The sequence below is a fragment of the Paraliobacillus sp. X-1268 genome, assembly GCF_003426095.1.
Classification (GTDB): domain Bacteria; phylum Bacillota; class Bacilli; order Bacillales; family Amphibacillaceae; genus Paraliobacillus_A; species Paraliobacillus_A zengyii.
In genome coordinates this window covers 48,626-75,263 of sequence record NZ_QJSK01000007.1, presented here as the reverse complement: position 1 = coordinate 75,263, position 26,638 = coordinate 48,626, and the positions used below count along the sequence as shown (strand labels likewise).

The following is a 26,638-nucleotide window of genomic DNA, read 5'->3' as shown; positions in this document are numbered from 1 at the left end:
TCTTACCGATAGTTTGTGTTGATAAGCTTTATTTTAAACTACTTTATAGAGAGAAGTTGGTGTTGTTGGGTCTGTATCATAAATATCAATACCATTTCCAATTGAAAATCCAGATTCTCGTAACTGATTTTCAACTGACATACGTGCTAGTTCCTTCATATTATTATCTTTACTTAAATGAGCCAAGTAAATTCTTTTCGTATTATCGCCAATAATATCCTCAAGCGCTAAAGCACAGTCTTCATTTGAAACGTGTCCTGTATCACCTAAAATACGACGTTTCACGCTCCAAGGATAACGTCCCATTTGTAACATCGAGACATCATGATTTGCTTCAAATATAAGAGCATCAGAGTTTTCAACTGTTTTCTTAATACGTTCCGAAACGTAACCAAGATCTGTTACGAGTGAAACCTTTTTTCCTTCATGGTGAAACGTATAAAACATTGGCTCTGCAGCATCATGCGAGACACCAAATGATTCCACATCAATATCTGCAAATGTTTTGGTTTCCTCCATGTTAAATAGAAACTTTTGATCGAGAGTAATTTTTCCTATCGATCCTTCCATTGCTTTCCACGTTTTTTCATTTGCATAAATTGGCAAGTTATACTTACGCGCTACGATACCTAAACCTTTAATATGATCACTATGCTCATGTGTCACTAATATCTTTGTTAGTTTATTCGGATCAATTGAAGACTCTAAAAATAACCGCTCAATTTGTTTTCCACTTAACCCTGCGTCAACTAAAATATTTTCTTTATCTGTCCCTATATAAAAGGCATTGCCAGAGCTACCTGAAGCTAATACCGTAAATCGTAATGTCATTTTTCTTCCACCCCAATAATTGCATTAGATATCTCCAATAAATTTAGTTCTATTTCTTCAATTAGTTCTGTTTCTTCTCCCGCATCTTCTGCTTGAATAAATTGAAAATCACTTGTACTGGCAGTTTGAATTACATCTTGAAATGATTCAACCGCTGTTTTAATAAAATCATCATTTTTGGGATAGTCATGCCCCTCTATTGCGTTTACAAAATAGTGATCAGTTTGGTCAACTGTCACATTCCAAGTTGGATTCAATATTTGCAGTCCATTTGGTAAGGATGTCACGTTATGATAACCAAGCGCAACATCTGTCACGGTATCTCCTTGTTCTAGAGAGCCAGCATTATGAAATAGCCTTGAAACAGCGTCAATTTCAGTAATTAAATCTCTTGCTTCTTCCTGCTCTTCTTCTTGTTCTAACTTTGTTTGTACATACTGTATCATTTCGTCATCATCATTTAATTGAATGAATAACAATGCATTCTGATTATAGTAAATTGGTTGTTCCATTGTTTGAAAAAAAAGTAAGCTGTTTGACTTTTCATCCTTACCCCAATACGTATATTCGCCACTATTTAAAATCAAACTATTTAATGATTCCATATTCACTCCAGAATCCTCATCTATTGAAATAGGAATGGGCTCATCAAATTGTCCAAATAGATAAATTTCATCAACAATCACATTTTTTTGGTTCGAATATTGTTCGAGTCTTATACTATCCTCAGCAGAGTATGATTGATTGACTGCATATATAAGCGGTGCTTCTATTGTGTCTTCAGATAAATCATCTAGGCCATTAATATTCAGTTGCAATTGTTCTTCCTTTGTAGATTCTGTTATGAAAGATACGTCTTCTTGCTTGTCGATTAATTGTTTTATAAGAAAAACATCTAAAACTAGAAAGCAGACTATGAATAGTGATTTAATTTGTCCCCATTGCACTATTATCGCCTCCTAACAACTCACCAGGTATCTCTAATTCTTCCCAACCACTAATTCCTTCTACATACCAAGTTGGGATTATTTTATATGTCTGATCGCCTTGTTCTTTTTCAATTTGGTATCCTACAGCTACGTCATAAATGGTTTTATCACTATACGTATTTCCATTCAAAATCTCTAAAACACTAGTCGTATCTAGAAATGTTGTTGGTACTTGCCCTGTTTCAAGTCTATCAACTAATTGAACAATCGGATGACTGTAAATAGAAGGGTCTTGATTATGCCAATTGATTGAAATGGTTGCTAATGATCCCATTTCATAGATTGGATACCCTTGATAAGCCAAATTATATTCTACTAAATTGGTGTTTGCTGATGTTAATAATTCAGATAAGAAAAATTGAAATGGCTCTGTAGACGTAAAACCATTGTGTTTATTTATAAATTGATGTACTTGATCAAATAATTGATATTGCGTAACCGATTCTTCTAATACTTGAGTATCATTTATTGGATTAGAGAAGTTAATACTATATCCATCTTCTACCGTCATTTCACTGATACCATCTGTATAGATTTCTCTACTGATATTCTTGTAATTTCTAACTGATGATGGTGTATTAAACAACAAATTACGAAAAGGTTCACTATCTAGAGTTTTATATGAAAAATACTCTATCGATAATGAAATCTCACTTGGTAAATATATCGCGAGTTCATTTGCATTTTCCAACACTTCATAACGAATGCTTTCATTATCATTTTCATAATCAATTAAAGATTCAATTGTTTGATCTGAATTTTGAAATTTTGCACTTATTGCCGTTCCAGTAGAAGTTTTCACAAAAACAATTTGATTATCTTCTTGGTTACTTGATAGCGTTATATAGACGCGATCAAACGTACTATCTGGAATATTCACCTCATTGTCAATAGAGAACAAGTCAACAATAACATCCGTTGGGAGTTCTACAGGAAAAATAATCTCTACTTGATTTTGATTATTCTCTAATTGATTCATAGGATTAGACATTACTTCGAAATCATATAATGACAAATTTAAAATTTGATTATAAAGATCATTTTCATTATTTTTATCGGCTAGACCTACTGCTTGTCCTTGTAATTTATAAATAATTTGTGAGGGGCGTACCACATCTTTTTTAGTTAATTGTTCGCCATCTAATTGTGCTTCAATTACACTATCTTCGGTATCCCCCTCATCCTCATCAATATTCGGTTGATAATTCCAAGTCGCTAACGTTAATAATAAACTAGCAGCAATTAGAAATATTAATATAAATGATTTAATGCTCTCTAGATTCATTTCTTAGCACCACGCTTTCGGGTTATGAGTGGTAATGTAAAGAGAATAGTTGTACCTTTTCCTTCCATACTTTCAGCCCAAATTTGACCGTGGTGTGAGACAATTATATCCTTAGCAATTGCAAGCCCAAGTCCCGTTCCACCAACTTCTCTAGATCTTCCTTTATCAGCACGGTAAAAACGGTCAAATATTTTATCCAATTTTTCACGTGCAATTCCAGGTCCTTTATCAGCGATACTCACTCTGATTCGTTGCTTATCCTTAACAACCCGAAAGTGAATAGTTCCGTCTACTGCCGAATATTTAATAGCATTTGAAATAATATTATCGATAACTTGAATAATTTTATCTTTATCCATCCATAGAAACAGGCTGTCTTTAGGAATATACCGATTAATCGTAACAGACTCTTCCTTATTCATCTCAAATCGATCGAGGACATGATGGAAAAACGGAACAACATTTACGCGTTCTTTGTGCATTGTTTGTTCTTTATGATCCATCTTTGATAATTGCAATAAGTCGTTAACTAATCGAATCATCCGTTCTGTTTCATTTTGCGTGACCTCCAAAAATTGTGGTGCTATTTCTTTGTCTTCCCAAGCGCCGTCAGTCAACGCTTCTAAATAACTACGCATTGTCGTAAGTGGTGTGCGCAATTCATGTGATACGTTAGAAACAAATTCACGACGTTCTTTTTCTTCTTTTTCCTGTTCGGTTACGTCACTAATAACTGTAATTAACCCTGTGAAATTTTCACTTTCATCTTGCACGACAGAAAAGTTAGCCTTAATTAAAAACAATTGATCATCATCACTAAAATCAATTGTAAGCGAACCCGCTTCTTGAAAATCCATTAAATCGATGGCTTTATCCTCAAGCTGAAGGACATCAATAATAGATTCTCCTTTAATTTCTTCAAACGTTTTCGCAAGTAACAAGGAAGCAGGTTCATTCATTAGCGTTACTTGTCCGTTCTCATTTGTAGCAAGCACACCATCAGACATATTTGAAAGGACTGAACTTAATTTTTGACGTTCTTCTTCTGTTGTGTGATTTGCTAATCTTATTTTTTCATTCATGTCATTAAATGTTATGGCAAGTTGCCCAATCTCATCTGTACCGTATACATTTACCTTCTGCGAGAAGTCACCTCGGGACATAATAGTTGCTTGTCTTCGCATTTCTGTTATCGGTTTTGTAATAGCTCGCGCTACTAATATTCCTACTATTGTTGATACAAATATCGCTATTAAAGTTCCATTTAAGAAAATACCATTAATATTTTCAACTTGAGCAAATACTTCTTCCATTGAAGCTTCTAAATAAATGGCACCTAGTGGTTCATTATTGTCATAAAGTGGTACGATACGAATTAATCGCCGTTCACCTGTCTGTTGATCACGCTGCATTTCTCTTGTAGAATTATCATAGATAATAGCGGTTCGAACATTACTATTACCTGTTAGTTTACCGATATCTTCTTCTTGTGTATTTGTACCAATTATTCGATATTGCCTATCCATAACTTGTAACTGGGAATATGCATCGCTTCTACCATATAATTGTACGATTTCCCTTACATCAGCCTCAAGTGTTGGACCAGTACCATCTTCTGGTCTTTCTTTAACTAGAGCCTTTACCAAGTTATCACTTAGGACTTCTAAGCGTTCATCAATATTTTCCTCGAAATTTGCTCTTAAATCCGTTTCCAATCTCTGAGCAAAATAAGATCCTATTACCTGCATAGCAAGTAATAGCAACAAGATCATAATGATAATAATTTTCCACTGCATCGATTGAAAGATATTAACCTTTTTCATGAAAATTACTCCTGCTCAGGGTTTCGTAAATAATAACCAACACCTCTTCTAGTTACAATCCAAAGTGGTGTGCTTGGTGTCTCTTCAATCTTTTCACGCAATCTTCTAACCGTAACATCAACCGTTCGTACATCACCATAATAATCATAGCCCCATACCGTTTCTAATAAGTGTTCACGTGTCATCACTTGACCAATATGGCGTGCTAAATAATGTAATAATTCAAACTCTCGATGCGTTAGTTCCACGTATGTGCCATTTCTCGTAACTGTATAGGCATCTGGATGGATAACTAATGTTCCGATTTGAATATCTTTATTCACTCTTTGGTTGTCAACTGGAACTTGCTGACGTCGTAAATTTGCTTTAACCCTAGCAATAACCTCTCTATTACTAAATGGCTTCGTCACATAATCATCCGCCCCTAATTCCAAACCTAACACTTTATCGATTTCAGAATCTTTAGCTGTTAACATGATAACTGGCATACTATGTCTTTTCCTAATCTCACGGCATACTTCATTACCATCACGATTAGGTAACATTATATCTAATAATAAAAGATCTGGATTTTCCTGATCTGTTAATCGAACTGCTTCATCACCATCATAAGCGCATATAACGGTATATCCTTCTTTTTCTAAATTAAATTTTAATATATCTGCAATTGGCTTCTCATCATCTACAACTAATATCTTTTGACTCATTTTAGGTAAAGCCTCCTTTTACAAACTTACTCACTATCATTTTAGCGTACTTTAGCTTAAATGTCTTTTCTTTAACAATGGAAATATAATTAAAACCCTTGAAGCATTTTTGCAACAAGGGTTTAGCTCTTTATTAAATTGATACAGCATTTATCTCCACTTTAAAATATACTTGCTGGATCAATTCTATTACCGTCTTTATATACTTCAATGTGTAAATGAATACCTGTTGAGTTACCTGTTGTACCCATAACACCAATCTGTTCGCCTTGTGTAACTGTTTCTCCAGAGCTTACACTAATAGAAGCTAGGTGTGCATAAACTGTTTTATAACCATTATTATGATTAATAATAACTTTGTTACCGTAACCACCACTATCCCAGCCTGCTGATTCTACTGTTCCATTATCAGCCGCTATTATTGCTCTATTACTAGGACCAGCAATATCTATGCCTTTATGATAAGAACCCCATCTTTCTCCCATATAACTAGAAATGTACCCGCCAACAGTTGGCCAAATAAAATTACCTGACCCTCTAGATGATTCCACTTTCGTACCTTCTACTATAATTTCTTTTGTCGGTTCTTTCGTTACTTCTTCGTTAATAACTTCTTTAGACACAACACTTCCATTACTAATCTCAATTGCATATTGTACTTCTTTCTTACCATCTTGTCCTTCTTGCTTTACTTCTTTCTCGCCTTTATATAAATCGTCGGATTGTTCAACTTCTTTTTCGTATGCGATTTCTTCTTCTACTAATTCCTCTTTTGTCACTACTACATTAACAAATGGCGCATATTCTGTTACATTCAATTCTTGTCCAATTTGTAATACTGCATCCTCTGACAAGGTTTCATTTAAAGCTATTAATTTCTCTGTAGTTAAGTCATATTGACCTGCAATAGAGCCCAGTACATCACCTTCTTCTACCGTGTGTACTTTATCTTGTAATGTACCTTTTTCTAGCAACTCAATACCTTGATCAACAGTAATAACTACATCTTCATTAACTTTCTCTTCTTGATAGGTAACCTCTTCTGATAGTTCTACTTCTAAAATAGCGGAATCACCAACTGACAACGGCATTGGTTCATCATCTGAATCTTTATCAGCATTCTCTAGATTCTCTAATATTTCTTTATCTACATATTTCTCTTTATATTGCTGTAAGGTTTTCTCAGCCTCTTCTTTGTTTTTAAAATAACCGGCTATTTTATCACCAATTTGAAGACCATATGCATTCACTTGAATTGCAATATCTTCTTCAATCTTTGTTAATACCTCTTCGTTAGAGGCATCTGGATTAAATACCCGTTCTGGAACGTAGGAGATTTCTTGTTTCGTGACGTAAGCATATGTATCATTTGCCTCTTCACGCGCAGTGATTAATTCATCTATATACGAAGTAATAACGTCTTTGCTGTCTGTTGTACCAATGTGTTCTCCGTCCATATAGACGTGGTAGACCGTAGATAGTCCATCGTCAGCAGCATATGCAATATTACTTGTTAATGCAATACCCAACACAGTTATTAATGCAGTTTTTTTAAATATACTAAGTTTGCTAGATTTCACATTGCTTCTCATCATTCTAGTCCTCCTACGATTCCTTGGTCTCTCTATCAACTCTATTAAATTGAGACCTTCTATAGGCTACCACAGAAGCATTCTATAATTAAACCCTTTTAAAGGTTTTGTAATATAACTGTATAATTGTAACCATTTAAACCCTGTTAACTGTTAATTTAGACAATAATCTTCTTGTATTCTTTAAAAAGGTGAGAAAATTAACATAATTTGTATGTTTTATTACAGTTATGTTATGAGATTGTATCTAACATGATTAAACCTTGCTAAACCATATAAAAACCTACCAAAATAATTCTTTGGTAGGTTCTAATTTTAACTATATACACTTCTTACTTCGTTGGTTTGCATCCGATCTGGACCAACTGAGAAAATAGATAAAGGAATTTGTGTGAGTTGTGAAATCCGTTCCAAATAATGACGTGCATTCTCTGGAAGTTCATGTAAACTTTTCACTCCAGTGATATCTTCATCCCAACCAGGCATTTCTTCATAAATTGGTTCGCAATCAGCTAATATTTTAAGACTAGCTGGAAATTCCTCCATTACCGTTCCTTTATACCGATAGGCGGTACAAATTTTTAATGTTTTAATACCAGTTAGAACATCAATTGAGTTTAATGATAAATCGGTAATACCACTGACACGGCGAGCATGACGAACAACGACACTATCAAACCAACCAACACGACGAGGACGTCCAGTTGTCGTACCATATTCATTTCCGATTTCACGTATTCTATCGCCCGTTTCGTCATGTAACTCTGTTGGGAAAGGACCATCTCCTACTCTTGTCGTATATGCTTTGGATACGCCAACTACATGATTAATTTTTGATGGGCCTACACCAGACCCAATTGTTACCCCACCAGCAATAGGATTGGAGGAAGTTACAAAGGGATATGTACCCTGATCAATATCCAACATAACACCTTGTGCACCTTCAAATAAAACACGACGTCCTTGATCAAGCGCATCATTTAAAACAACAGATGTGTCAGCAACATATTTTGCGATTTCTTGTCCATATTGATAATACTCTTCTAGAATGTCTTCTACATGCATTTCTTCTATTTCATATACTTTTGAAAATAAGCGATTTTTTTCTGCTAAATTTTGTTCTAATTTTTCACGGAAAGCTTCTTTATCTAAAAGATCTACGATACGAATACCAACCCGTGCTGCCTTATCCATATAAGCAGGACCAATACCTTTTTTCGTTGTACCTATTTTGTTAACACCTTTTTCTTCTTCTTGTAATGTATCTAATTTTAAATGATACGGTAAAATTACGTGTGCACGATTACTAATTCGTAAGTTATCCGTGCTAACACCCTTATCGTGTAAATACTTTAATTCCTCTACAATTGCTTTCGGGTCAATCACCATACCATTACCAAGTACACATACTTTCTCCTCAAAAAATATCCCAGAAGGAATTAAGTGTAATTTATATGTTACTCCGTCAAACTTAATTGTATGTCCTGCATTATTCCCACCTTGATATCGCGCGACCACTTCTGCATTTTGAGACAGGAAATCAGTAATCTTACCTTTACCTTCGTCTCCCCATTGTGTTCCTACTACTACTACTGATGACATATTCGGCACCTCCGCCAGTTGTATTTTATCAAATTATTTATTTTTTATTCCATACACTTGTTACTATTTTTAAGATAAACACGCCAAAGTTAGTGTACCAATCTAACATGCTCCTGTCAATCCATTAGGCGAACGTTTTCTTTGTTTTTAAATAATTCGTTCGACTTTTTTTGTTTTCGAATTTCCCAGGAAATAAAAAAAGAGAGACAAGCATCTTATCTGCTTGTCTCTCTCTATTAATCTATTATTATCAGGCTGGTGGTATATCTGATTCATCATATCGATGATCTAAGTCAACAAATTTATTATATTCTTTTACAAATGCAAGTTCTACTGTCCCAACCGGGCCATTACGTTGTTTAGAAATAATAATTTCGATAATATTTTGTTTTTCTGATTCTTGATCATAATAATCATCACGATAGAGGAAGCCAACAATATCTGCGTCTTGCTCAATACTTCCTGATTCACGCAGGTCTGACATCATTGGTCGTTTATCTTGTCTTTGCTCCACTCCACGAGAAAGCTGAGAAAGTGCGACTAACGGGACATTTAATTCCCTTGCTAAACCTTTTAATGACCTGGATATTTCCGATACTTCTTGTTGACGGTTTTCTTTTGCATTGCTTGCACTACCTTGAATAAGCTGCATGTAATCTATTAAAATCATACCAAGACCATGTTCTTGCTTTAATCGTCTACATTTAGACCTGATTTCGTTAACACGAATTCCTGGCGTATCATCAATAAAAATACCAGCATTAGATAGACTACCCATTGCCATTGTTAGCTTACCCCAGTCTTCTGGCTCTAAGCTTCCTGTACGAAGACGTTGCGCATCAATGTTACCTTCCGCACAAAGCATACGGTTTACAAGTTGTTCTGCACCCATCTCTAAACTAAAGATCGCCACGTTCTCATCTGTTTTAATCGCTACATTTTGCGCAATATTTAAAGCAAATGCCGTCTTACCTACAGATGGTCGTGCAGCAACAATGATTAAATCATTCCGTTGGAAACCAGAGGTGATTTTATCTAAATCTCTAAAACCAGTTGGTACTCCTGTTACATCTGCATCATTATGGTGTAGTTGTTCGATATTATCATACACATCTATTAAAACATCTTTAATATTCTTAAATGCACTAGCATTTTTTCGATTGGAAACCTCTAAAATATTCTTTTCAGCTTCACTTAATACTTCTTCTACTTCATCTTCTTTTGAAAAACCGTCTGTAACAATATCAGTTGCCGTTCGAATTAAACGACGTAGGAGTGCTTTTTCTTCAACAATCTTATTATAATAACCAATGTTTGCTGCGGTTGGAACTGCACTGGCTAGATCACTTAAATAAGAGACACCACCGATTTCATCTAACAATTTTGCATTTGATAATGCTGTCGTGACCGTTACTAAGTCAATTGGCTCTCCTTTATCAGTCAGTTGCATCATCACTTGAAAAATCCGCTGGTGGCTAGCACGATAAAAATCTGAAGGTATTAGTAACTCTGTAGCAGAAGAGATTGCCTCTGGTTCTAAAAATATAGCACCTAATATTGCTTGTTCCGCTTCAATATTATGTGGTGGTGTTCGTTGTTCATTCCATTCCTCACTCATGCAATTCCCCCCTTTAAGAATCAAATAGACAAAGGAATGGGAGGAATAAATCCTCCCATTCCTTTTTTCCAATTAAATTAACTGTATCTTTTATACTTCTGTTACGTGTACTTTAATTATACCGGTTACTTCCGGATGTAATTTTACAGGTACATTTGTTACCCCTAAAGAACGGATGGGATTATCTAGCTCAATTTTTCTTTTATCCATTTTAATATTATGTGTTTTCTTTAATTCCTCAGCAATTTGTTTACTTGTTATGGAACCAAATAAATTGCCATGATCTCCTGATTTTGCTGTTAACTCAACTTGCATGTTTGCTAATTTTTCTTTCAGTTTTTCTGCATCATCAACTTCTGCTTGTTCTAGATTTTTTTCTTTATTTTGCTTAGCCTCTAATCCTTTTAAATTGCCTGGGGTTGCTTCTATCGCCACATTGTTTTTCAAAAGATAGTTACGTGCATAACCATCAGAGACATCTTTAACTTCCCCTTTTTTGCCTTTTCCTTTTACGTCTTTTTGAAAGATTACTTTCATTCTTGTTCTCCTCCTTCAATAGATTGATCTATAATCTCTTTTAATTGCTCATAAGCGTCTTCTATAGAGGCATCATCTAATTGTGTTGCTGCATTTGTCAAATGACCGCCACCATTCATCTTTTCCATGATTACTTGGACATTAATTTCACCTAGTGATCTAGCACTAATACCAATACGTCCATCCTTTCGTTCAGATATGACAAAGGAAGCAACAATACCTGTCATTGTTAAAAGGGTGTCAGCAGCTTGTGCAATAATAACTGGTCCAAATAACTTTCCAGGTGTGCCTAATGATATAGCAATATTATTTTTATATATGGTTGTACTTTCAATTAAATGGCTCCGTTGAATATAAATATCCAAATCTTCTTTCATGAAGCGTTGGACTAGTACGGTATCTGCACCCTTAGACCGCAAATAAGAAGCAGCATCAAAAGTACGAGAACCAGTTCGTAATGTGAAACTTTTGGTATCAACAATAATTCCTGCTAAAAGTGCTGTAGATTCAAGCATGTTTAACTTCAATGTGTTTGGTTGATATTCCAATAATTCAGTTACCAATTCTGCAGTTGAGGAGGCATATGGCTCCATATATACAAGAGTTGGATGATCAATAAATTCCTCTGCACGGCGATGGTGATCAATGACAACGACATATTCTGTTTTACTTAACAACTTCTCTTCTGCAACAAGTGAAGGTTTATGTGTATCCACAACTACCAACAGCGTGTTCTTTGTAACAATGTCAAGTGACTCATCCGGTGATACAAAGTGAGACCACAATGCATCTTCTTCTTTTATCTGTTCCATCAACCGCTGAACGCCTGTATCTATATCGTTTTCATCAACTACAATAAACGCATCAACATCACTGGCTTGCGCAATTTTTAAAATACCAATTGCAGCACCTATCGAATCCATATCAGGTGCTTTATGTCCCATTATTAATACTTGATCGCTTTCTTGGACTAATTCTTTTAATGCGTGTGAAATAACACGTGCTCTCACTCTTGTTCGTTTTTCCATTGGGTTTGTTTTCCCACCGTAAAAGCGAACTTTACCTGATTCATCTTTAATGACGACCTGATCGCCACCTCTTCCTAATGCAAGATCTAAACTAGACTGAGCTAGGATCCCTAATGAAGGTAATGAACCGCCACCTAATCCTACACCAATACTTAAGGTAAGTGGAACATTCTTGTTATCAGAGATTAATTCTCTTACTTCATCTAGAATTTCAAATTTTGATTTTTCTAGTTCATCCAAAATTTGATGATTCATTACAGCCAAAAAACGTTCCTGTGATATCCGTTTTAGATAAATCCCATAATCCATCGACCACTCATTTAAAATCGATGTCACACGGGAGTTAATTTGACTTTTTGCTGTGTCATCCATAGCTTGCGTTATCTCTTCATAGTTGTCTAAAAATATGACACCTAGAACAGTTTGTTCATTATGATATAAATTTTGAATCTCAGTTTGTTTCGTTCGATCAAAGAAGTATAATAATCGTTCTTCTTTTTTGACTGCGACTTGAAAATCATACGTTTCAATCGGGACCCAAATGTCTTCTTTTTCTTCTTTAACCTTAGTCAATAAATCTGAAGATAACTGACTCAACGGTTGCCCTACAAATGATTCTTCATTAGTAAATCTATTCATATATGGATTTGTCCATTCGATTTTATAATCTTCACTATATAGAACAATTCCAATCGGCATTTCAAGTAGTGCTTCTTGCCCTACTTTCTTTACTCGATGAGATAAAGTAGTAATGTATTCTTCTGTCTCATTTAACAAGTTTCTTTCCGATCGAATACTATAATATAAAGATCCAATTAATATAAATGTCATAAATATTCCTAACATCCATTGGAAAAACCAAATAAATCCCAATAAGAGAAATGATAGTCCATATATAACCCATATATGATTGCTTAATGTTGGCTTCTTAAATAAATCAGACATATTTGTCAGCTCCTACATCCAGACGAGCACTCATTTTTTGTTCTCAAACCTTTCTCTTAAACCAAATCCTATATCAATTATACCTAAAATACGCAACATATAAAGTCCTGCTGGCAGAATAATGATACTACCAACAATAATTAAGATCGGAATCGCACTAGCTAATTTCTTTTTATATGAATAAAATAAAACAAATGACAGACCTTGTAAAGTCAGTAATAAACCAACTAAATTCGTTACATTAACTACACTGACAGCTAAACTACTTGTGGGATCTAATTCGAACCAAGTAAATAAAATTGCAAAGAAGTAAATCCAAACAACCGTCTTTGGTAATAAAAAGAATTTAAAAGGTGGAAAGCGCAATTTCCTATTCTCACGCCAATTCAGTATTTTATAGCTTACCCATTGTGTTACAAAAGCTATACCTAGTGCACAAATCACTAATATAGATGGCAAAAGCGTCGTGATTTTTAACATTTCTTCTTTTATTAAAGCTATTTCATCAGAAGATAACTCGATTCCTAATGATGTTACCAAGCTTTCTGTCGAAGTAATGGATTCTTGAACCATTCCCTGATACTCATCCACAATATTAATCTGTAAAACAAGCTGGATCATTAAAAATAAGACTAACAAGCCTATTGTTACACCAACTGTTCCAAATGCCCATGTTTCATATGCATTTCTTTTTTTATAAATTGCTTCTCCTATCATCGTACCACCTAAAACAGACATAATGGTTAATGGGAAAGAGATAACAAAAATAAGTAACAACGCTAAGACTGTCACAAAACCTCCTAAAATCAATGAAGCTTTATAACCGTGGTGTGAAGCATAAATCACAAATGGAATCGGCAATAAAAATACTGTTACTAATTCAATTGCTGGTACCAGTATGGTTACAAGTAACAGTAAACCATAGATAGTGCTTAATAGCACACCTTCCTGCACTTTCTTTGAATCATACATTCTTACGAACACCTCATTAATTGCTTTCTATTAGCTTAGAAAAAGCACAGCTACAGGGCTGTGCTTTTGGATAGCTTTTTAATTAACTGTATAAAATATTCTTTTTTAACATAGAAAGACATTACTTTTTTGCTTTCTATCTGATTATAAACGATAATAAGGAAAAATGACAAATGATAGTTTTTCCTGTCTCAATTTTGACACTGTTTTATAATAAATTCTCACTTGCTTGCTATTCTTGCTATACTATTATCATACCATATTTGTAAAGGAGACTTCCGATGATTACTACAATTTTTTTCGATCTTGATGATACATTGCTTTGGGATAAAAAAAGCATTCAACAAGCTTTTCAGAAAACGTGTGAATTGGCTAAAGTGAAATATGGAATTAGTGAAAGCACTTTAGAAGAGGCCGTACGATTAGAAGCGCGTAAATTATATGAGGGCTATCACACATATGATTTCACACAGATGATAGGCATAAACCCTTTTGAAGGCTTGTGGGGTAACTTTGATGACGATCAAGATATGTTTCGTGAGATGTATAACATTGTGCCTAATTATCGAAAAGAAGCTTGGACTAATGGTTTAAAGGCACTTGGAATTAATGATCCAAGCTTTGGTGTACAATTAGCAGACCAATTTATTAAAGAACGAGAAGAAAGTCCATTTTTATATGAAGAAACGTTTTCTGTATTAAATGAGTTAAAACACGAATACCAATTACTTTTATTAACAAACGGTGCACCTTCTTTGCAACAGAAAAAGTTAGCTATAACACCTGAACTTAAGAAATACTTTAATCATATTGTTATTTCTGGTGATTTTGGTAAAGGAAAGCCCGATCCAAGTATTTTTGAACATGCCCTTGAACTTTCAAATGTAAGTAAGGAGCAAGCACTAATGGTCGGTGATAATCTAATGACAGACATTCTTGGATCAAATAGAACAGGAATTAGAAATGTTTGGATTAACCGTGAGGATAAACAATCAGTAGAAGTTAAACCAACCTATGAAATTAAACATCTAGAAGAATTATTTTCTCTACTTGATAAGTTGAACAAATAAGTTAGTATCTCATATAGCTTCATTAAACAGTATCAAGTATAGAAATTACGGAGGACTTACATGTACCATGCAGAATCGTTAAAAGAAAAAACACGTTTATTTCTTTCTATTATGTGGCCAATTATGATAACTCAGCTCGGTTTAGCAGCCATGAACCTAGTGGATACTATGATGTCTGGTCGTGTCGGAACGAATGATTTAGCCGGGGTTGCTATCGGCGCAAGCCTTTGGATGCCTATCTTCGTCGGTATTAATGGCGTAATGTTAGCTGTAACGCCCATCATTGCACACTTAATGGGAAGTAATGAAAGAAACAAAATACATCGCACAGTAACACAAGCTCTTTATTTAGCAGTCATAATTGCTTTAATTGTCATACTAATTGGTGGTATATTACTTCAACCAATTTTAACATTTATGGATTTGGACCCAGATGTCCACTACATTGCGTTTCATTATTTAGTTGGGCTCTCCATCGGCATTATTCCATTGTTTTTATCTAATGTCATTCGTAATTTCTTTGATGGACAAGGCTTCACTAGAATTACAATGTTCATTACTATCCTTGCTGTTCCTTTTAATGTCCTTTTAAATTATAGTTTAATCTTTGGTCATTTTGGTATGCCCGAACTCGGTGGGATTGGCGCAGGTTATGCTACTGGATTAACATTTTGGATTATTTTATTTGCTAGTGTCTGGATGACTTTTAAGTTAAATGTTGTGAGGGAATACAAATTATTAGTCAAATGGACCAAGCCTTCATGGCAAGCTTGGAAAGAACAGCTTTCAATAGGAATACCTATGGGCCTTTCGATTTTCTTTGAAGCAAGCATATTCTCGGTTGTGACTTTATTAGTCGGCATTATGTTCTCGACCATTGCCATTGCGGCGAATCAAATCGTAATAAGCTTTACTTCATTGATTTTTATGATTCCTTTAAGTATCTCAATGGCCTTAACTATTGTAGTAGGGTATTCTATTGGCGGAAACAAATTACAGGCAGCAAAACAATATAGCTATATTGGGGTTTTAGGTGGAATTGGTGTTTTAGCTATAGGCGCTGTCTTTCTATTCTTTTTTAAAGAACCTATTTCTTATCTATATACAAAGGATCCTGAAGTTGTAGCATTAGCAAGTCAATTATTTATGGTTGCAATTATTTATCAACTATCAGATGCTGCACAAGCAGGGTTACAAGGTGTACTTCGAGGCTACAAAGATGTTAAACTACCGTTTTATATTGCATTCGTCTCTTATTGGATAATTGGAATTCCTAGTGGTTTCATTCTCTCAAGTTACACGAGCTTAGGGCCTGCTGGATTTTGGATCGGCATTATACTAGGCTTAAGCTTTGCTGCTATTGGCTTTCTATTTAGATTACGAATCGTTTACCGAAGCGCAAAAAGCTCTACGGTTGAGAATAGCACTGTATAATGAAGTTTTATTAATGATCATAGATAATTTGATGAGTCCTTTTGAAGGATTCATCAGATTTTTTCTATACGCTTCAATCCGTCGATAAGATCGAATAGATATGATGGTCTTCAAACTTTCCATTGATTTTCAGTTGATCACGCAAGGTCCCTTCTTTCTTAAATCCACAATGTTCTAAAACATTAATTGATCCTTTATTTCTTGGCATAACACCTGCCTCAATTCGATGAAAGTCCGCTTCTTCAAACGCGAACCTAATTGCGAGCTTGACCGCTTCTGTCATGTATCCATGCCCTTTATATCGATGATCCAGTCCATAGCCAATCATACATTTTTCAGCTGTTCCTCTTTCAATGAAAAAAAATGAGACCGTTCCTACTAGTTTGTTGCTTCCATTAATAAAGATACCAAATTGATACCCCTTATCCTCTTCCCATGCCTTTTTATCCTTTTCTATCATTTCTTCCTGCTTTTCTAATGTAAAAAAGTCATCCTTTTTATCAACAGGAGAATAACGATCAAATATCTCCCTATTCTCTTTATTCATATCTAACAATGCAGATGCATCCTCTTTTTGTAATGCTCGAATCGTAATGTTTGTTCCAATTAATTCACTTTTCACTTTCTTCCACCCCTTACATTCTCTTTCTCATCTATCTATTGTAATAGAAGTTAGCGAATATTTCCTGCTTTAAAATCGATAGTGTAACTGCTACTAAATTATTCTAGTAAAATGTCTTTTATCTATTTGTCGAAATTATTCACCCTATGTAACGTAAGACAATTTCTACTTCTTTGAAAATGTAAATTTCCATACTATACTCAAAAAAACTGGTGATCCTTTAATAGCGGATTCACCAGTTTCTGCGCTTGTCATTTTTAGGATCTTTTTGTAAAATTATTCTAAATTAGTAATTTAAAATGTTACTTTTACATTCTAAACCTTTATTATAATTGTATCGCTGTTACAGTATTAATATCTGGAAGGTCTGTTAATGCTTTTATGTTTTCATCATCTAGATTTTTATCCACTGTTAATAACATAATAGCTTCCCCACCAATATCTGCTCTACCTACTTGCATCGTCGCAATATTAATCTTATGTTCTGCAAGAATGGTACCTACTTTACCTATTGCACCCGGTTGATCTTTATGGTGAATAAACACTATATTACCTTCTGGAACTACATCAACACTATATGATTCAACTTGAACAATCCTAGAGCCTAAACCATTCAGTAGTGTACCAGCTACGGCTTTTGTTCCAGTTTTTGTTTTCACTTCTACTGTAATTAAATTTGTGAACCCTTTTGTAGTGCTAGTTTTCTGTTCATTAATAACAATGCCTCGCTGTTCAGCTAAATAGGCAGCATTCACATCATTAATATGGTCCCCAAAATGGCGTTTTAATAATCCTTTGACTGTATTTCTAGTTAATGGTGCAACTTCAACTTCATATAATTCACCTGCATAGTAGATAGTTATTTCTTCGATAACCTCTTCTGTGATATTTGTTAAGAAAATCCCAAGCTTTTCAGCTAAATAAAAATAGGGTTCAATTTTAGCCATTAAATCTTTTGGTACAGAAGGTAAATTCACAGGATTTTTAACCAACCCTCCTGTTAGTAAACGAACGACATCGTGACTAACATCGACTGCAACACTTTCTTGTGCTTCTACTGTACTTGCACCTAGATGTGGTGTAGCAATTACTTCAGGTAATGCTAATAACTTATGGTCTGTTGCTGGTTCTTCCTCAAACACATCTAATGCAGCACCAGCAACCTTTCCAGATATAATAGCATCATACAGAGCATCTTCTTCAATAATGCCGCCACGGGCACAATTAACTATTTGAACGCCATCTTTCATTTTTTTAAATGCCTGGGCGTTAATTAAATGTTTGGTTTCTTTTAATAACGGTGTATGGACAGTAATAAAATCTGCTACTTTAATCACGTCTTCTACCGAACCTACTTTAACGCCAAGTTGTTCCGCTTTTTCCTCTGTTAAGAATGGATCATAAGCAACGATCTTCATTCTTTGTCCCTTTGCCCGCATAGCCACTTCTCGGCCAATTCGACCCATACCTATTACGCCTAGTGTCTTGCCCTTTAATTCGACTCCAACGTATGATTTTCGATCCCACTTTTTCTGCATTAAAGCATGATAGGCCTGTGGTATCTTTCTAGCTAATGACATCATCATTGCCATCGTATGCTCAGCAGCAGAATTCGTATTTCCATCAGGTGCATTAACAACAATAACACCGTGTTCTGTAGCGGCATCTAAATCTATATTATCAACACCTACACCTGCTCGACCAATAATCTTAAGGTTTTTACCTTGTGCTATAATCTCACGTGTTACTTTCGTTTGACTTCGTACAAGTAATGCATCATAGTCTACAATTTTCTCTGCCAATTGCTCTGGCGTCAAATCAGTTATCATATCTACTTCAATTTGCGCTTCCTCACGTAATGGAAAAATACCGTCTTCACTTAATGGATCACTAATCAATACTTTAAATGTCATTTTAATTTACCCCCTGTTTATTAGTACTACAACTAGCATGTCTAGCACTCCATTTATCTAATACCTTTACTTTGTCTCCTTTCTGATTTTAATATATTATTAGAAAAAACTAAAAAAACTTTCCACCCTCTACGTTTACGTAAGGGGCGAAAAGTTGAAACATCCGCGGTACCACCCTAAATTTCACTGTGTTTATTTATTACACACAGTCTTCATTGGTATTATGCTGTAACGGGCATAGCCGTGCAGACCTACTTAATTAACCTTTCAATCCGCCAACTCCGAAGTGCTATTTATTATACGACACACTGGTTCGCAGCTACCACCAGCTCTCTTTAGTATACAATATAATAAACCTGTCTTCATCTACGTTCATTATCTATTCACAAAGTATTTTGAATTTTCATATATCATAGCATGATAAAAAATAATGTCAACAGTTTTTACAGAAAAATTAAAAATTTGACCTTGTTTTTTCGATAATATTGTAATATATCATTTTTCATAAAAAAAAAAGCCTATCCTTCTGCTACTATCTAAAAAGATAGCAACAGAAAAGATAGGCTTTTCACTTTCAACAAATCAATCGTTCACGTATGGCAATAAAGCCATTTGGCGCGAGCGTTTGATTGCTCTTGTCAATTTACGTTGATATTTTGCAGAAGTACCTGTTACACGACGAGGAAGAATTTTCCCTCTTTCTGAAACAAATCTTCTTAGTAAATCAACATCTTTATAATCAATGTGTGTTATGCCATTTGCTGTGAAATAACATACCTTACGACGTTTTGGACGTCCACGACGAGCTACCATAAGAAAGTCCTCCTTTATAATTAAATATTAAAACGGTAAATCATCATCTGATATATCAATTGGCTCTCCGTTATCTTTAAACGGATCCGATTCATTTTGGTTCGAATTATTAGTATTAGACGACTGGTTTTGGTCCTGAGCTTTATTATACCCATCCATACCTTGTCCACTATTCTGTGAATTTGATCCTCCGCTACCTTTTGACTCAAGAAACTGAACAGAATCTGCTACAATTTCTGTGACAAATACACGTTTTCCGTCTTGTCCTTCAAAGTTTCGAGTTTGCACACGACCATCAACACCCACAAGACTACCTTTACTCATAAAGTTAGCCAAATTTTCTGCCGGACGTCTCCATACGACACAGTTGATAAAGTCTGCTTCTCTTTCTCCTTGCTGGTTTGAAAACGGGCGATTGACTGCTAAGGTGAAATTAGCTACTGCAACGCCATTTGCAGTATAGCGTAAGTCTGGATCTTTCGTTAACCTGCCTACAAGTACGACACGATTTAACATGAGATCCCCTCCTTATTTGTCGTCTTCGCGTACAGCTATGTGACGAATAATATCATCACTAAACTTCGCTTGACGATCAAATTCATTAATTGCTGTTACATCGCCTATAAATTTAATCAATACATAGTAACCATCACGAAAATCATTGATTTCATAAGCAAGTCTCTTCTTGCCTTTTTCTTCAACTTTTACGATTTCCGCTCCATTATCAGTAAGGATACTGTTAAAACGCTCAACTAATGCTGTCTGCGCTTCTTCCTCAATGTTTGGGCGGATGATGTACATAATCTCATAATTTCTCATCCGTTTGCACCTCCTTTTGGTCTTAGCGGCTCCTTTTGGTATAAAGGAACAAGGAGTAATTTCATTCATTACTCACAATCAAGTATTATACCAAACTTTTCAAAAAAGCGCAACATTATTTTGAGCATTACTTCCTTCTGTTAAAATTATACGTTTACTTCTATAATGATCCAGGCTTACACATTGAAACGGAAATGTATTACATCGCCGTCTTTCACCAAATAGTCTTTTCCTTCTAAACGCACGTTTCCTTTTTCTTTTGCACCAGCCATTGAACCGCCTTCAACTAGATCATCATAAGATACCGTTTCTGCTCGGATAAATCCACGTTCGAAATCTGTATGAATGATACCTGCGGCTTGAGGAGCTTTAATTCCTTTGTTAAATGTCCAAGCACGAACTTCCTGTTCACCAGCAGTGAAATAAGTTGCCATACCTAATAATTGATACGTTGCTTTAATCAATTGATCTAGACCAGACTCTTCAATTCCTAACTCTTCTAGGAACATCTCTTTCTCTTCGCCGTCTAACTCAGCAATTTCTGATTCTACTTTTGCACTTATTACAATAACTTCTGCTGTCTCATTTCCAGCAAATTCACGTACCTTTATTACATGAGGGTTTATATCTGCTTCTAAAAGTTCGTCTTCCCCAACATTTGCAACATACAATATTGGTTTGCTTGTTAATAAATGTAATCCTTTTACAATCTTTTCTTGATCTTCTGTAAAACTTACAGACCTAGCGGGTTTTTCAGTTTCAAATGCATCATGTAACTTAGTTAAGACATCAAATTCTGCAACAGCTTCTTTATCTTTTTGTCTTGTCATTTTTTCAACACGTTGCATTCTTTTCGTAACGGTTTCTAGATCTGCTAGAATTAATTCTAAATTAATTGTTTCAATATCAGAGATTGGGTCTACTCCTCCTGATACATGTGTGATATTTTCATCTTCAAAACAACGTACAACGTGGCAAATAGCATCCACTTGACGAATATGAGATAGAAATTTATTCCCTAATCCCTCCCCTTTACTAGCACCTTTTACAATACCTGCAATATCAGTAAATTCAAAAGCTGTAGGAATTGTCTTCTTCGGTTTTACTAATTCAGTTAGCTTAGATAATCTTTCATCTGGTACTTCTACGATTCCTACATTAGGATCTATTGTACAAAATGGGTAGTTTGCTGCTTCTGCCCCAGCTTGTGTGATCGCGTTAAATAAAGTCGATTTCCCCACGTTAGGTAAACCAACAATTCCTGCTGTTAATGCCATAAAACTTCCACTCCTTAAGGATATACCGCTCATATGAACGTTTCAGTCATACCAATTATAAATACAGTGATTCAAATTGACAAGTTATTAAAATTAGATTTTAACTGTTTATTTATTTTACACTTCTTACTTTTATCTACAGCTTTTCTGCAAGTTAAGACAATTAACTTGCACAAACTATAACTATAGTTGTTTTTTGTTCCACGTGAAACATACTTTTAATTATCTCAACATAGTAAGTTTTACCCTCGATAATATGATGCCTTAATCCTCTGCTGCAATAATTACTTTCTTTAGCTTACTTTCGAATTTCTTACGCGGTACAAGAACACTATGTCCACAACCTTCACACTTAATACGAATATCCATTCCCATTCGAATTATTTTCCATTTGTTTTCTCCACAAGGGTGTGCCTTTTTCATCTGGACGACATCATGTAATTGATACTTTTTCTCCATTATATCATGCCCCACTTCCTACTATATTTTCTTATTAGTAGCCTATAGTTTATTTTATCATTATCCACTTGTTTTGTATCGATTTATGAACGGATATAATAGTAAAGTTGCTAATATATATAAATTTAATAAGCCATATAGAGGATATAGATATTCAATTAACGTTGAAAAACCAAATTTCGTTAGCGGAATCATACATAACACTAGCACTAATACAATTAACCATAACGGTGCATTGATCTTATCCCGGATTCTACTTACTAAACCAAGCGTTCCTGATACAGCAGTTGTAAAAATTGCAAACCATAATAATACAGACATAAACAAAAACATTGTATAGGGATAGTTTTTTAAAATCGCAAACAGCGGTATCTCATATACTAATATATCATCTGCAATTTGAACAAGACTATTATTATAGATATAGGATATAAAGCCTAGTATGGCACCACTTCCAATACTAGCAAAAACTGCTTCACCTTTCGCTTTTATCTGATTACCTATTGCACCTATTACGGCAATTAAAGGTAATATATTTAAAGATGTGAATGTAAAAGCAGCCATCCAGTTTCTTTGCTTATCAATAGATAATAAAAGTGTTAAATCTTCTTTAATGATGAAGGAAATAAGTACACTTATTAACCCAACTAATAGTAATGGTAAAATAAAGCTATTTATTGACAGTATGCCATCTATATCCCATATAAAAACAAGTATCAATGGAATAACAATTAATACAATACCCCACCAATAGGGATATTGAAATGCCTCAACAGTAACACCACTACCCGCTAACATAATTACAGTGGTTGAAAAAAGATAAATAACAATCATTGCATCATATAGGTGCGCAAAACGCTTGCCAACTAATACCTTTAACACAGGCAAATATTGCGTCGTTTTATTTTGAAAACTGATAATCAAAATTGAATAACAACAAATCGAAAATAAAATTGTGAATAATCCTATAGCTAGTCCACTTTCTGCACCAAAAAATTGCCATAACTCTCTTCCAGATGCATAACCTGCACCTATCATTGTACCTATTATTAAAAAAGTCCATTTCATTCCTGCTTTAAACATTATTATATTCACTCCCATTTTTTTAAAAGATGTATAGAATCATTCAAAAATTCGTATACTAATAAAAATATGTTATGGGAGTGAAAGCTATGAATCTAAAAGAAGTATCATTTGATAAATCAGAAAAAAGATATCCTTACGATGACAGATTTGTTTATCGTTCTCTTAGTCAGAGTATCTATCAATGGCTACCTTCTGAAGCATACGAATTCATTATTATCTGTATTGGAACAGATCGATCAACTGGTGATTCCCTTGGTCCTTTAACAGGTACATTATTAAATAAATGGAAACATTCTCATTTCACTGTTTATGGCACATTAGAAGATCCTGTACATGCCGTTAATTTAAAGGAACAATTACATAAAATAAAAAGCAAACATAAAAACCCCTATATTATTGCAATAGATGCTTGCTTAGGCAGAAAAGATTCCGTCGGCATGATTACCACTGGCATTGGTTCTATACGACCTGGTGCAGCTTTACAGAAGGACTTACCACCTGTAGGCAACATTTATCTTACAGGTATCGTGAATATTAACGGTTATATGGATTATATGGTTTTGCAAAGTACTCGTTTACACCTTGTAATGAACATGGCAGAAACAATTGCTAAGTCTTTACATCATCTACATCATTACCTTTCATATCCTACTATGGAGAGAAAAAAGATAGAAACCATTTAATTAGCAGTAATGGTTTCTATCTTAAAGTTAGTAATCTATCGGATTAACCTATTAAGTATTGATATATTGTATATATAATACCTACCATAAACAGTGACGGTAATAGATTAGCTATGCGAATACTAGTAATGTTTAGCATATTTAGACCTATTGCGACTATTAATAGACCACCAGTTGCTGTCATTTCGACAATAAACCCATCTAATAATAAAGGCGGTATCCATTTTTCTATTGTTGTTGCCATTAATACAATCGTCCCTTGATAAAGAACTACTGGAATTGCAGAGAGAATAACACCAAATCCTAATGTAGTAGCTAATACAAGTGAGGTAAAGCCATCTAATATAGATTTCGTTATTAGTACACCATGATCTCCTCTTAGCCCACCATCTAATGCACCTATAATAGCCATTGCTCCTACAACAAAGATCAAGGATGCTGTAATAAAACCTTGTGATATTTTTGAATCAACTTTATTACCACTAATAATAGATTCGACCCAAGTCCCAATTTGATTTAGCCTATTCTCTATATCTATTACTTCTCCTAGTATTGCTCCGATCATAATACTTAACAAAACAATTATAATGTGATTGACTTGTAAAGCCATTTGCAAGCCAATCAGTATAATTGTTAATGCTATCCCACTTAAGATTGTTTCTTTGTATCTTTCGGGGATTTTTCTGAAAAACAAGCCTAGTACAGTACCAATTATAATAGCTACCCCATTAATGATCGTACCTAATAAAGCCATACTAATTTCACCTACCCTCATCCTGGCTCTCATTGTTCCACGTGAAACAATATACTAAACTACAGAAATAAAGCCTGACAGATGGGGTTTCTTCCCGTTGTCAGGCCTTTATTTACTGAAATAACTCTAAGATTCTATCTAGATCATCATCTGAAAAAAACTCAATTTCTATTTTACCTTTTCGCTTACCTTTATGGATTTTTACGCCCGTTCCTAAATGGTCTCGTAATAGCCCTTCTCTTTCTGTAATAAATAAATCTTTTTTATTTGGTTGTTTTTTTTGTTCTACTTTTTTCTCATTAAGATGATTAACAAGTTGCTCCACTTGTCTAACATTTAAATTGTCTTTGCGAATCTTATCAATCAATGGTTGTAACTTATTTTTATCTTTTAAACCAAGTATAGCCCTTCCATGCCCCATTGATAGCTCTCCATTGTTAATTAATGCACTTATAGTTGTTGGGAGGCTAAGTAAACGAGTTAAATTCGCGATATGAGGCCTACTTTTACCTAATCTTTTAGCTAATTCTTCTTGCGTGATGTTAAACTCTTTCATCAGATTAGCATAGGCTTGAGCTTCTTCAATTGGTGTTAGATCCTCACGTTGTAAATTTTCTAATAAAGCTAACTCCATCATTTTTTGATCAGTTAGGTTTTTAACAATTACCGGGATTGTATCAAGTCCCGCTTCTTTTGCAGCACGAAATCTTCTTTCACCAGCGACAATTTCAAAGCCCTTAATACTATCTCTAACAATTAAAGGTTGTAGTATACCAAATTCCATAATTGATTCCTTTAATTCTTCGATCGCATCTGCTTGAAATGTTTTACGAGGTTGATATGGATTGGGCCGGCATTCTTTAACCGAAATTTGAAGTACTGATTCCGATTCTTTCTCATCCTCTAACTCTGGAAAAAAAGCATTAATTCCTTTCCCTAATCCTCTCTCCATTTGCAATCACTTCCTTTGCTAAATCAAGATATACTTCAGCGCCTCTAGATTTCGGATCATATAGTATAATCGGTTTCCCGTGACTTGGCGCTTCACCAAGACGTACGTTTCTAGGTATAACTGAACGATAGACCTTATCCTGAAAATACTTTTTCACTTCATCTATAACCTGAATACCTAAATTTGTTCGTGCATCTAACATTGTTAATAAAACGCCTTCTATCATTAACTGTTTGTTTAAATGTTTTTGGACAAGGCGAATAGTGTTTAATAACTGACTTAAACCTTCCAACGCATAATACTCACATTGAACAGGAATTAATACACTATCAGCAGCTGTTAATGCATTGATAGTCAATAACCCTAATGAAGGAGGGCAGTCAATTATAATATAATCATATTGATCAACAACTGGTTCTAAAGCCTTTTTTAACCGTACTTCTCTTGAAATAGTTGGCACAAGCTCTATTTCTGCTCCAGACAATTGAATTGTTGCTGGAATAACATCTAAATTTGCCACCGAAGTAGAAACACAAACTTTTTCAGCATCTAAGTCCTCAACCAATACATTATAAATACATTCATCCATATCTGCCTTATTAATCCCCACACCACTTGTTGCGTTTCCTTGTGGATCTATGTCAACTAATAAAACTTTATAATTAAAATAGGCTAAACAAGCACTTAAGTTAACTGATGAAGTAGTTTTTCCTACGCCACCTTTTTGATTGGCTACGGCAATTACTTTTCCCATGGTGTCACCTACCTAGTTAAAACTCTATAATTTATATTCTATCACTTTTTTTAAAAATAAACATTGGTAAATA

General features: G+C 34.6%; 25 protein-coding genes and 1 other annotated feature. Of the genes, 3 read left to right on the top strand and 22 right to left on the bottom strand.

Annotated elements, in window-relative coordinates; translation table 11 throughout:
* Positions 1 to 33 precede the first annotated feature (33 nt).
* The 11 genes from D2K62_RS10485 to D2K62_RS10435 all read right to left on the bottom strand — a co-directional run bounded on the left by D2K62_RS10485 (position 34) and on the right by D2K62_RS10435 (position 13,929).
* Positions 34 to 831 carry an MBL fold metallo-hydrolase gene (locus tag D2K62_RS10485; RefSeq protein WP_117161394.1) on the bottom strand — a complete coding sequence of 266 codons (798 nt, stop codon included), beginning with the start codon at positions 829 to 831 and terminating at the stop codon, positions 34 to 36.
* On the bottom strand, positions 828 to 1,778 hold the full coding sequence (locus D2K62_RS10480) for a two-component system regulatory protein YycI (RefSeq protein WP_157967880.1): 951 nt from the start codon (positions 1,776 to 1,778) through the stop codon (positions 828 to 830). Before D2K62_RS10480 ends, D2K62_RS10485 begins: the two co-directional genes overlap by 4 nt.
* Positions 1,759 to 3,105, bottom strand: a complete 1,347-nt coding sequence (locus tag D2K62_RS10475) for a YycH family regulatory protein (protein WP_117161392.1) — start codon at positions 3,103 to 3,105, stop codon at positions 1,759 to 1,761. Before D2K62_RS10475 ends, D2K62_RS10480 begins: the two co-directional genes overlap by 20 nt.
* On the bottom strand, positions 3,102 to 4,928 hold the full coding sequence (gene walK / locus D2K62_RS10470; protein ID WP_117161391.1) for a cell wall metabolism sensor histidine kinase WalK: 1,827 nt from the start codon (positions 4,926 to 4,928) through the stop codon (positions 3,102 to 3,104). Before walK ends, D2K62_RS10475 begins: the two co-directional genes overlap by 4 nt.
* 5 nt (positions 4,929 to 4,933) lie before the next feature.
* Positions 4,934 to 5,635 (bottom strand): response regulator YycF, encoded by a 702-nt coding sequence (yycF, locus tag D2K62_RS10465; RefSeq protein ID WP_112182571.1) that lies wholly within the window; start codon positions 5,633 to 5,635, stop codon positions 4,934 to 4,936.
* Between the two features lie 161 nt (positions 5,636 to 5,796).
* Positions 5,797 to 7,230: a M23 family metallopeptidase gene (locus tag D2K62_RS10460; RefSeq protein WP_117161390.1), complete on the bottom strand. Its 1,434-nt coding sequence runs from the start codon at positions 7,228 to 7,230 to the stop codon at positions 5,797 to 5,799.
* Positions 7,231 to 7,542: 312 nt separating this feature from the next.
* A complete protein-coding gene (locus D2K62_RS10455; protein ID WP_112182573.1) occupies positions 7,543 to 8,829 on the bottom strand; it encodes an adenylosuccinate synthase in 1,287 nt (428 codons plus the stop codon).
* 250 nt (positions 8,830 to 9,079) lie between these two features.
* On the bottom strand, positions 9,080 to 10,447 hold the full coding sequence (dnaB, locus tag D2K62_RS10450; protein WP_112182574.1) for a replicative DNA helicase: 1,368 nt from the start codon (positions 10,445 to 10,447) through the stop codon (positions 9,080 to 9,082).
* A gap of 90 nt (positions 10,448 to 10,537) precedes the next feature.
* Entirely contained in the window at positions 10,538 to 10,984 is a 447-nt protein-coding gene (gene rplI, locus D2K62_RS10445) for a 50S ribosomal protein L9 (protein WP_112182575.1), read from the bottom strand.
* Positions 10,981 to 12,957, bottom strand: a complete 1,977-nt coding sequence (locus tag D2K62_RS10440; RefSeq protein WP_112182576.1) for a DHH family phosphoesterase — start codon at positions 12,955 to 12,957, stop codon at positions 10,981 to 10,983. Before D2K62_RS10440 ends, rplI begins: the two co-directional genes overlap by 4 nt.
* Positions 12,958 to 12,987: 30 nt before the next feature.
* Positions 12,988 to 13,929, bottom strand: coding sequence for a YybS family protein (locus D2K62_RS10435; protein WP_112182577.1), 942 nt, complete (start codon positions 13,927 to 13,929; stop codon positions 12,988 to 12,990).
* A 281-nt stretch (positions 13,930 to 14,210) separates the two neighbouring features.
* Between D2K62_RS10435 and D2K62_RS10430 the strand changes: the two genes are divergently transcribed.
* Complete coding sequence (locus D2K62_RS10430; RefSeq protein ID WP_112182578.1) at positions 14,211 to 14,999, top strand: HAD family hydrolase; 789 nt, start codon at positions 14,211 to 14,213, stop codon at positions 14,997 to 14,999.
* Positions 15,000 to 15,059: 60 nt separating this feature from the next.
* Complete coding sequence (locus D2K62_RS10425) at positions 15,060 to 16,433, top strand: MATE family efflux transporter (protein ID WP_112182579.1); 1,374 nt, start codon at positions 15,060 to 15,062, stop codon at positions 16,431 to 16,433.
* A gap of 73 nt (positions 16,434 to 16,506) precedes the next feature.
* Here the strand turns inward: D2K62_RS10425 and D2K62_RS10420 are convergent, their stop codons facing one another.
* The 8 genes from D2K62_RS10420 to D2K62_RS10385 all read right to left on the bottom strand — a co-directional run bounded on the left by D2K62_RS10420 (position 16,507) and on the right by D2K62_RS10385 (position 23,419).
* Complete coding sequence (locus D2K62_RS10420; RefSeq protein WP_112182580.1) at positions 16,507 to 17,055, bottom strand: GNAT family N-acetyltransferase; 549 nt, start codon at positions 17,053 to 17,055, stop codon at positions 16,507 to 16,509.
* 326 nt (positions 17,056 to 17,381) lie between these two features.
* Positions 17,382 to 18,968, bottom strand: coding sequence for a phosphoglycerate dehydrogenase (gene serA / locus D2K62_RS10415; RefSeq protein ID WP_112182581.1), 1,587 nt, complete (start codon positions 18,966 to 18,968; stop codon positions 17,382 to 17,384).
* A gap of 139 nt (positions 18,969 to 19,107) precedes the next feature.
* Positions 19,108 to 19,346, bottom strand: a binding site (T-box leader).
* A gap of 204 nt (positions 19,347 to 19,550) precedes the next feature.
* Positions 19,551 to 19,781, bottom strand: coding sequence for a 30S ribosomal protein S18 (rpsR, locus tag D2K62_RS10410; protein WP_112182582.1), 231 nt, complete (start codon positions 19,779 to 19,781; stop codon positions 19,551 to 19,553).
* A gap of 27 nt (positions 19,782 to 19,808) precedes the next feature.
* Positions 19,809 to 20,297: a single-stranded DNA-binding protein gene (gene ssb / locus D2K62_RS10405; RefSeq protein WP_112182583.1), complete on the bottom strand. Its 489-nt coding sequence runs from the start codon at positions 20,295 to 20,297 to the stop codon at positions 19,809 to 19,811.
* 12 nt (positions 20,298 to 20,309) lie between these two features.
* A complete protein-coding gene (rpsF, locus tag D2K62_RS10400; RefSeq protein ID WP_112182584.1) occupies positions 20,310 to 20,600 on the bottom strand; it encodes a 30S ribosomal protein S6 in 291 nt (96 codons plus the stop codon).
* 176 nt (positions 20,601 to 20,776) lie between these two features.
* Positions 20,777 to 21,877: a redox-regulated ATPase YchF gene (ychF, locus tag D2K62_RS10395; RefSeq protein WP_112182585.1), complete on the bottom strand. Its 1,101-nt coding sequence runs from the start codon at positions 21,875 to 21,877 to the stop codon at positions 20,777 to 20,779.
* Positions 21,878 to 22,141: 264 nt separating this feature from the next.
* The gene (locus D2K62_RS10390) at positions 22,142 to 22,339 is read right to left on the bottom strand and encodes a DUF951 domain-containing protein (RefSeq protein WP_112182797.1); all 198 of its coding nucleotides are present in this window, start codon (positions 22,337 to 22,339) and stop codon (positions 22,142 to 22,144) included.
* 57 nt (positions 22,340 to 22,396) lie between these two features.
* The gene (locus D2K62_RS10385; protein WP_112182586.1) at positions 22,397 to 23,419 is read right to left on the bottom strand and encodes a YkvI family membrane protein; all 1,023 of its coding nucleotides are present in this window, start codon (positions 23,417 to 23,419) and stop codon (positions 22,397 to 22,399) included.
* Positions 23,420 to 23,508: 89 nt separating this feature from the next.
* Between D2K62_RS10385 and yyaC the strand changes: the two genes are divergently transcribed.
* Entirely contained in the window at positions 23,509 to 24,105 is a 597-nt protein-coding gene (gene yyaC, locus D2K62_RS10380) for a spore protease YyaC (RefSeq protein ID WP_112182587.1), read from the top strand.
* 43 nt (positions 24,106 to 24,148) lie between these two features.
* Here yyaC and D2K62_RS10375 read toward each other — a convergent pair whose 3' ends face one another.
* From D2K62_RS10375 to D2K62_RS10365, 3 genes are all read right to left on the bottom strand, one after another.
* Positions 24,149 to 24,859 (bottom strand): DUF554 domain-containing protein, encoded by a 711-nt coding sequence (locus tag D2K62_RS10375; protein ID WP_112182588.1) that lies wholly within the window; start codon positions 24,857 to 24,859, stop codon positions 24,149 to 24,151.
* A gap of 112 nt (positions 24,860 to 24,971) precedes the next feature.
* Positions 24,972 to 25,811, bottom strand: coding sequence for a ParB/RepB/Spo0J family partition protein (locus D2K62_RS10370; RefSeq protein WP_112182589.1), 840 nt, complete (start codon positions 25,809 to 25,811; stop codon positions 24,972 to 24,974).
* Complete coding sequence (locus D2K62_RS10365; RefSeq protein WP_112182590.1) at positions 25,783 to 26,565, bottom strand: ParA family protein; 783 nt, start codon at positions 26,563 to 26,565, stop codon at positions 25,783 to 25,785. Before D2K62_RS10365 ends, D2K62_RS10370 begins: the two co-directional genes overlap by 29 nt.
* Between the last annotated feature and the right edge of the window lie 73 nt (positions 26,566 to 26,638).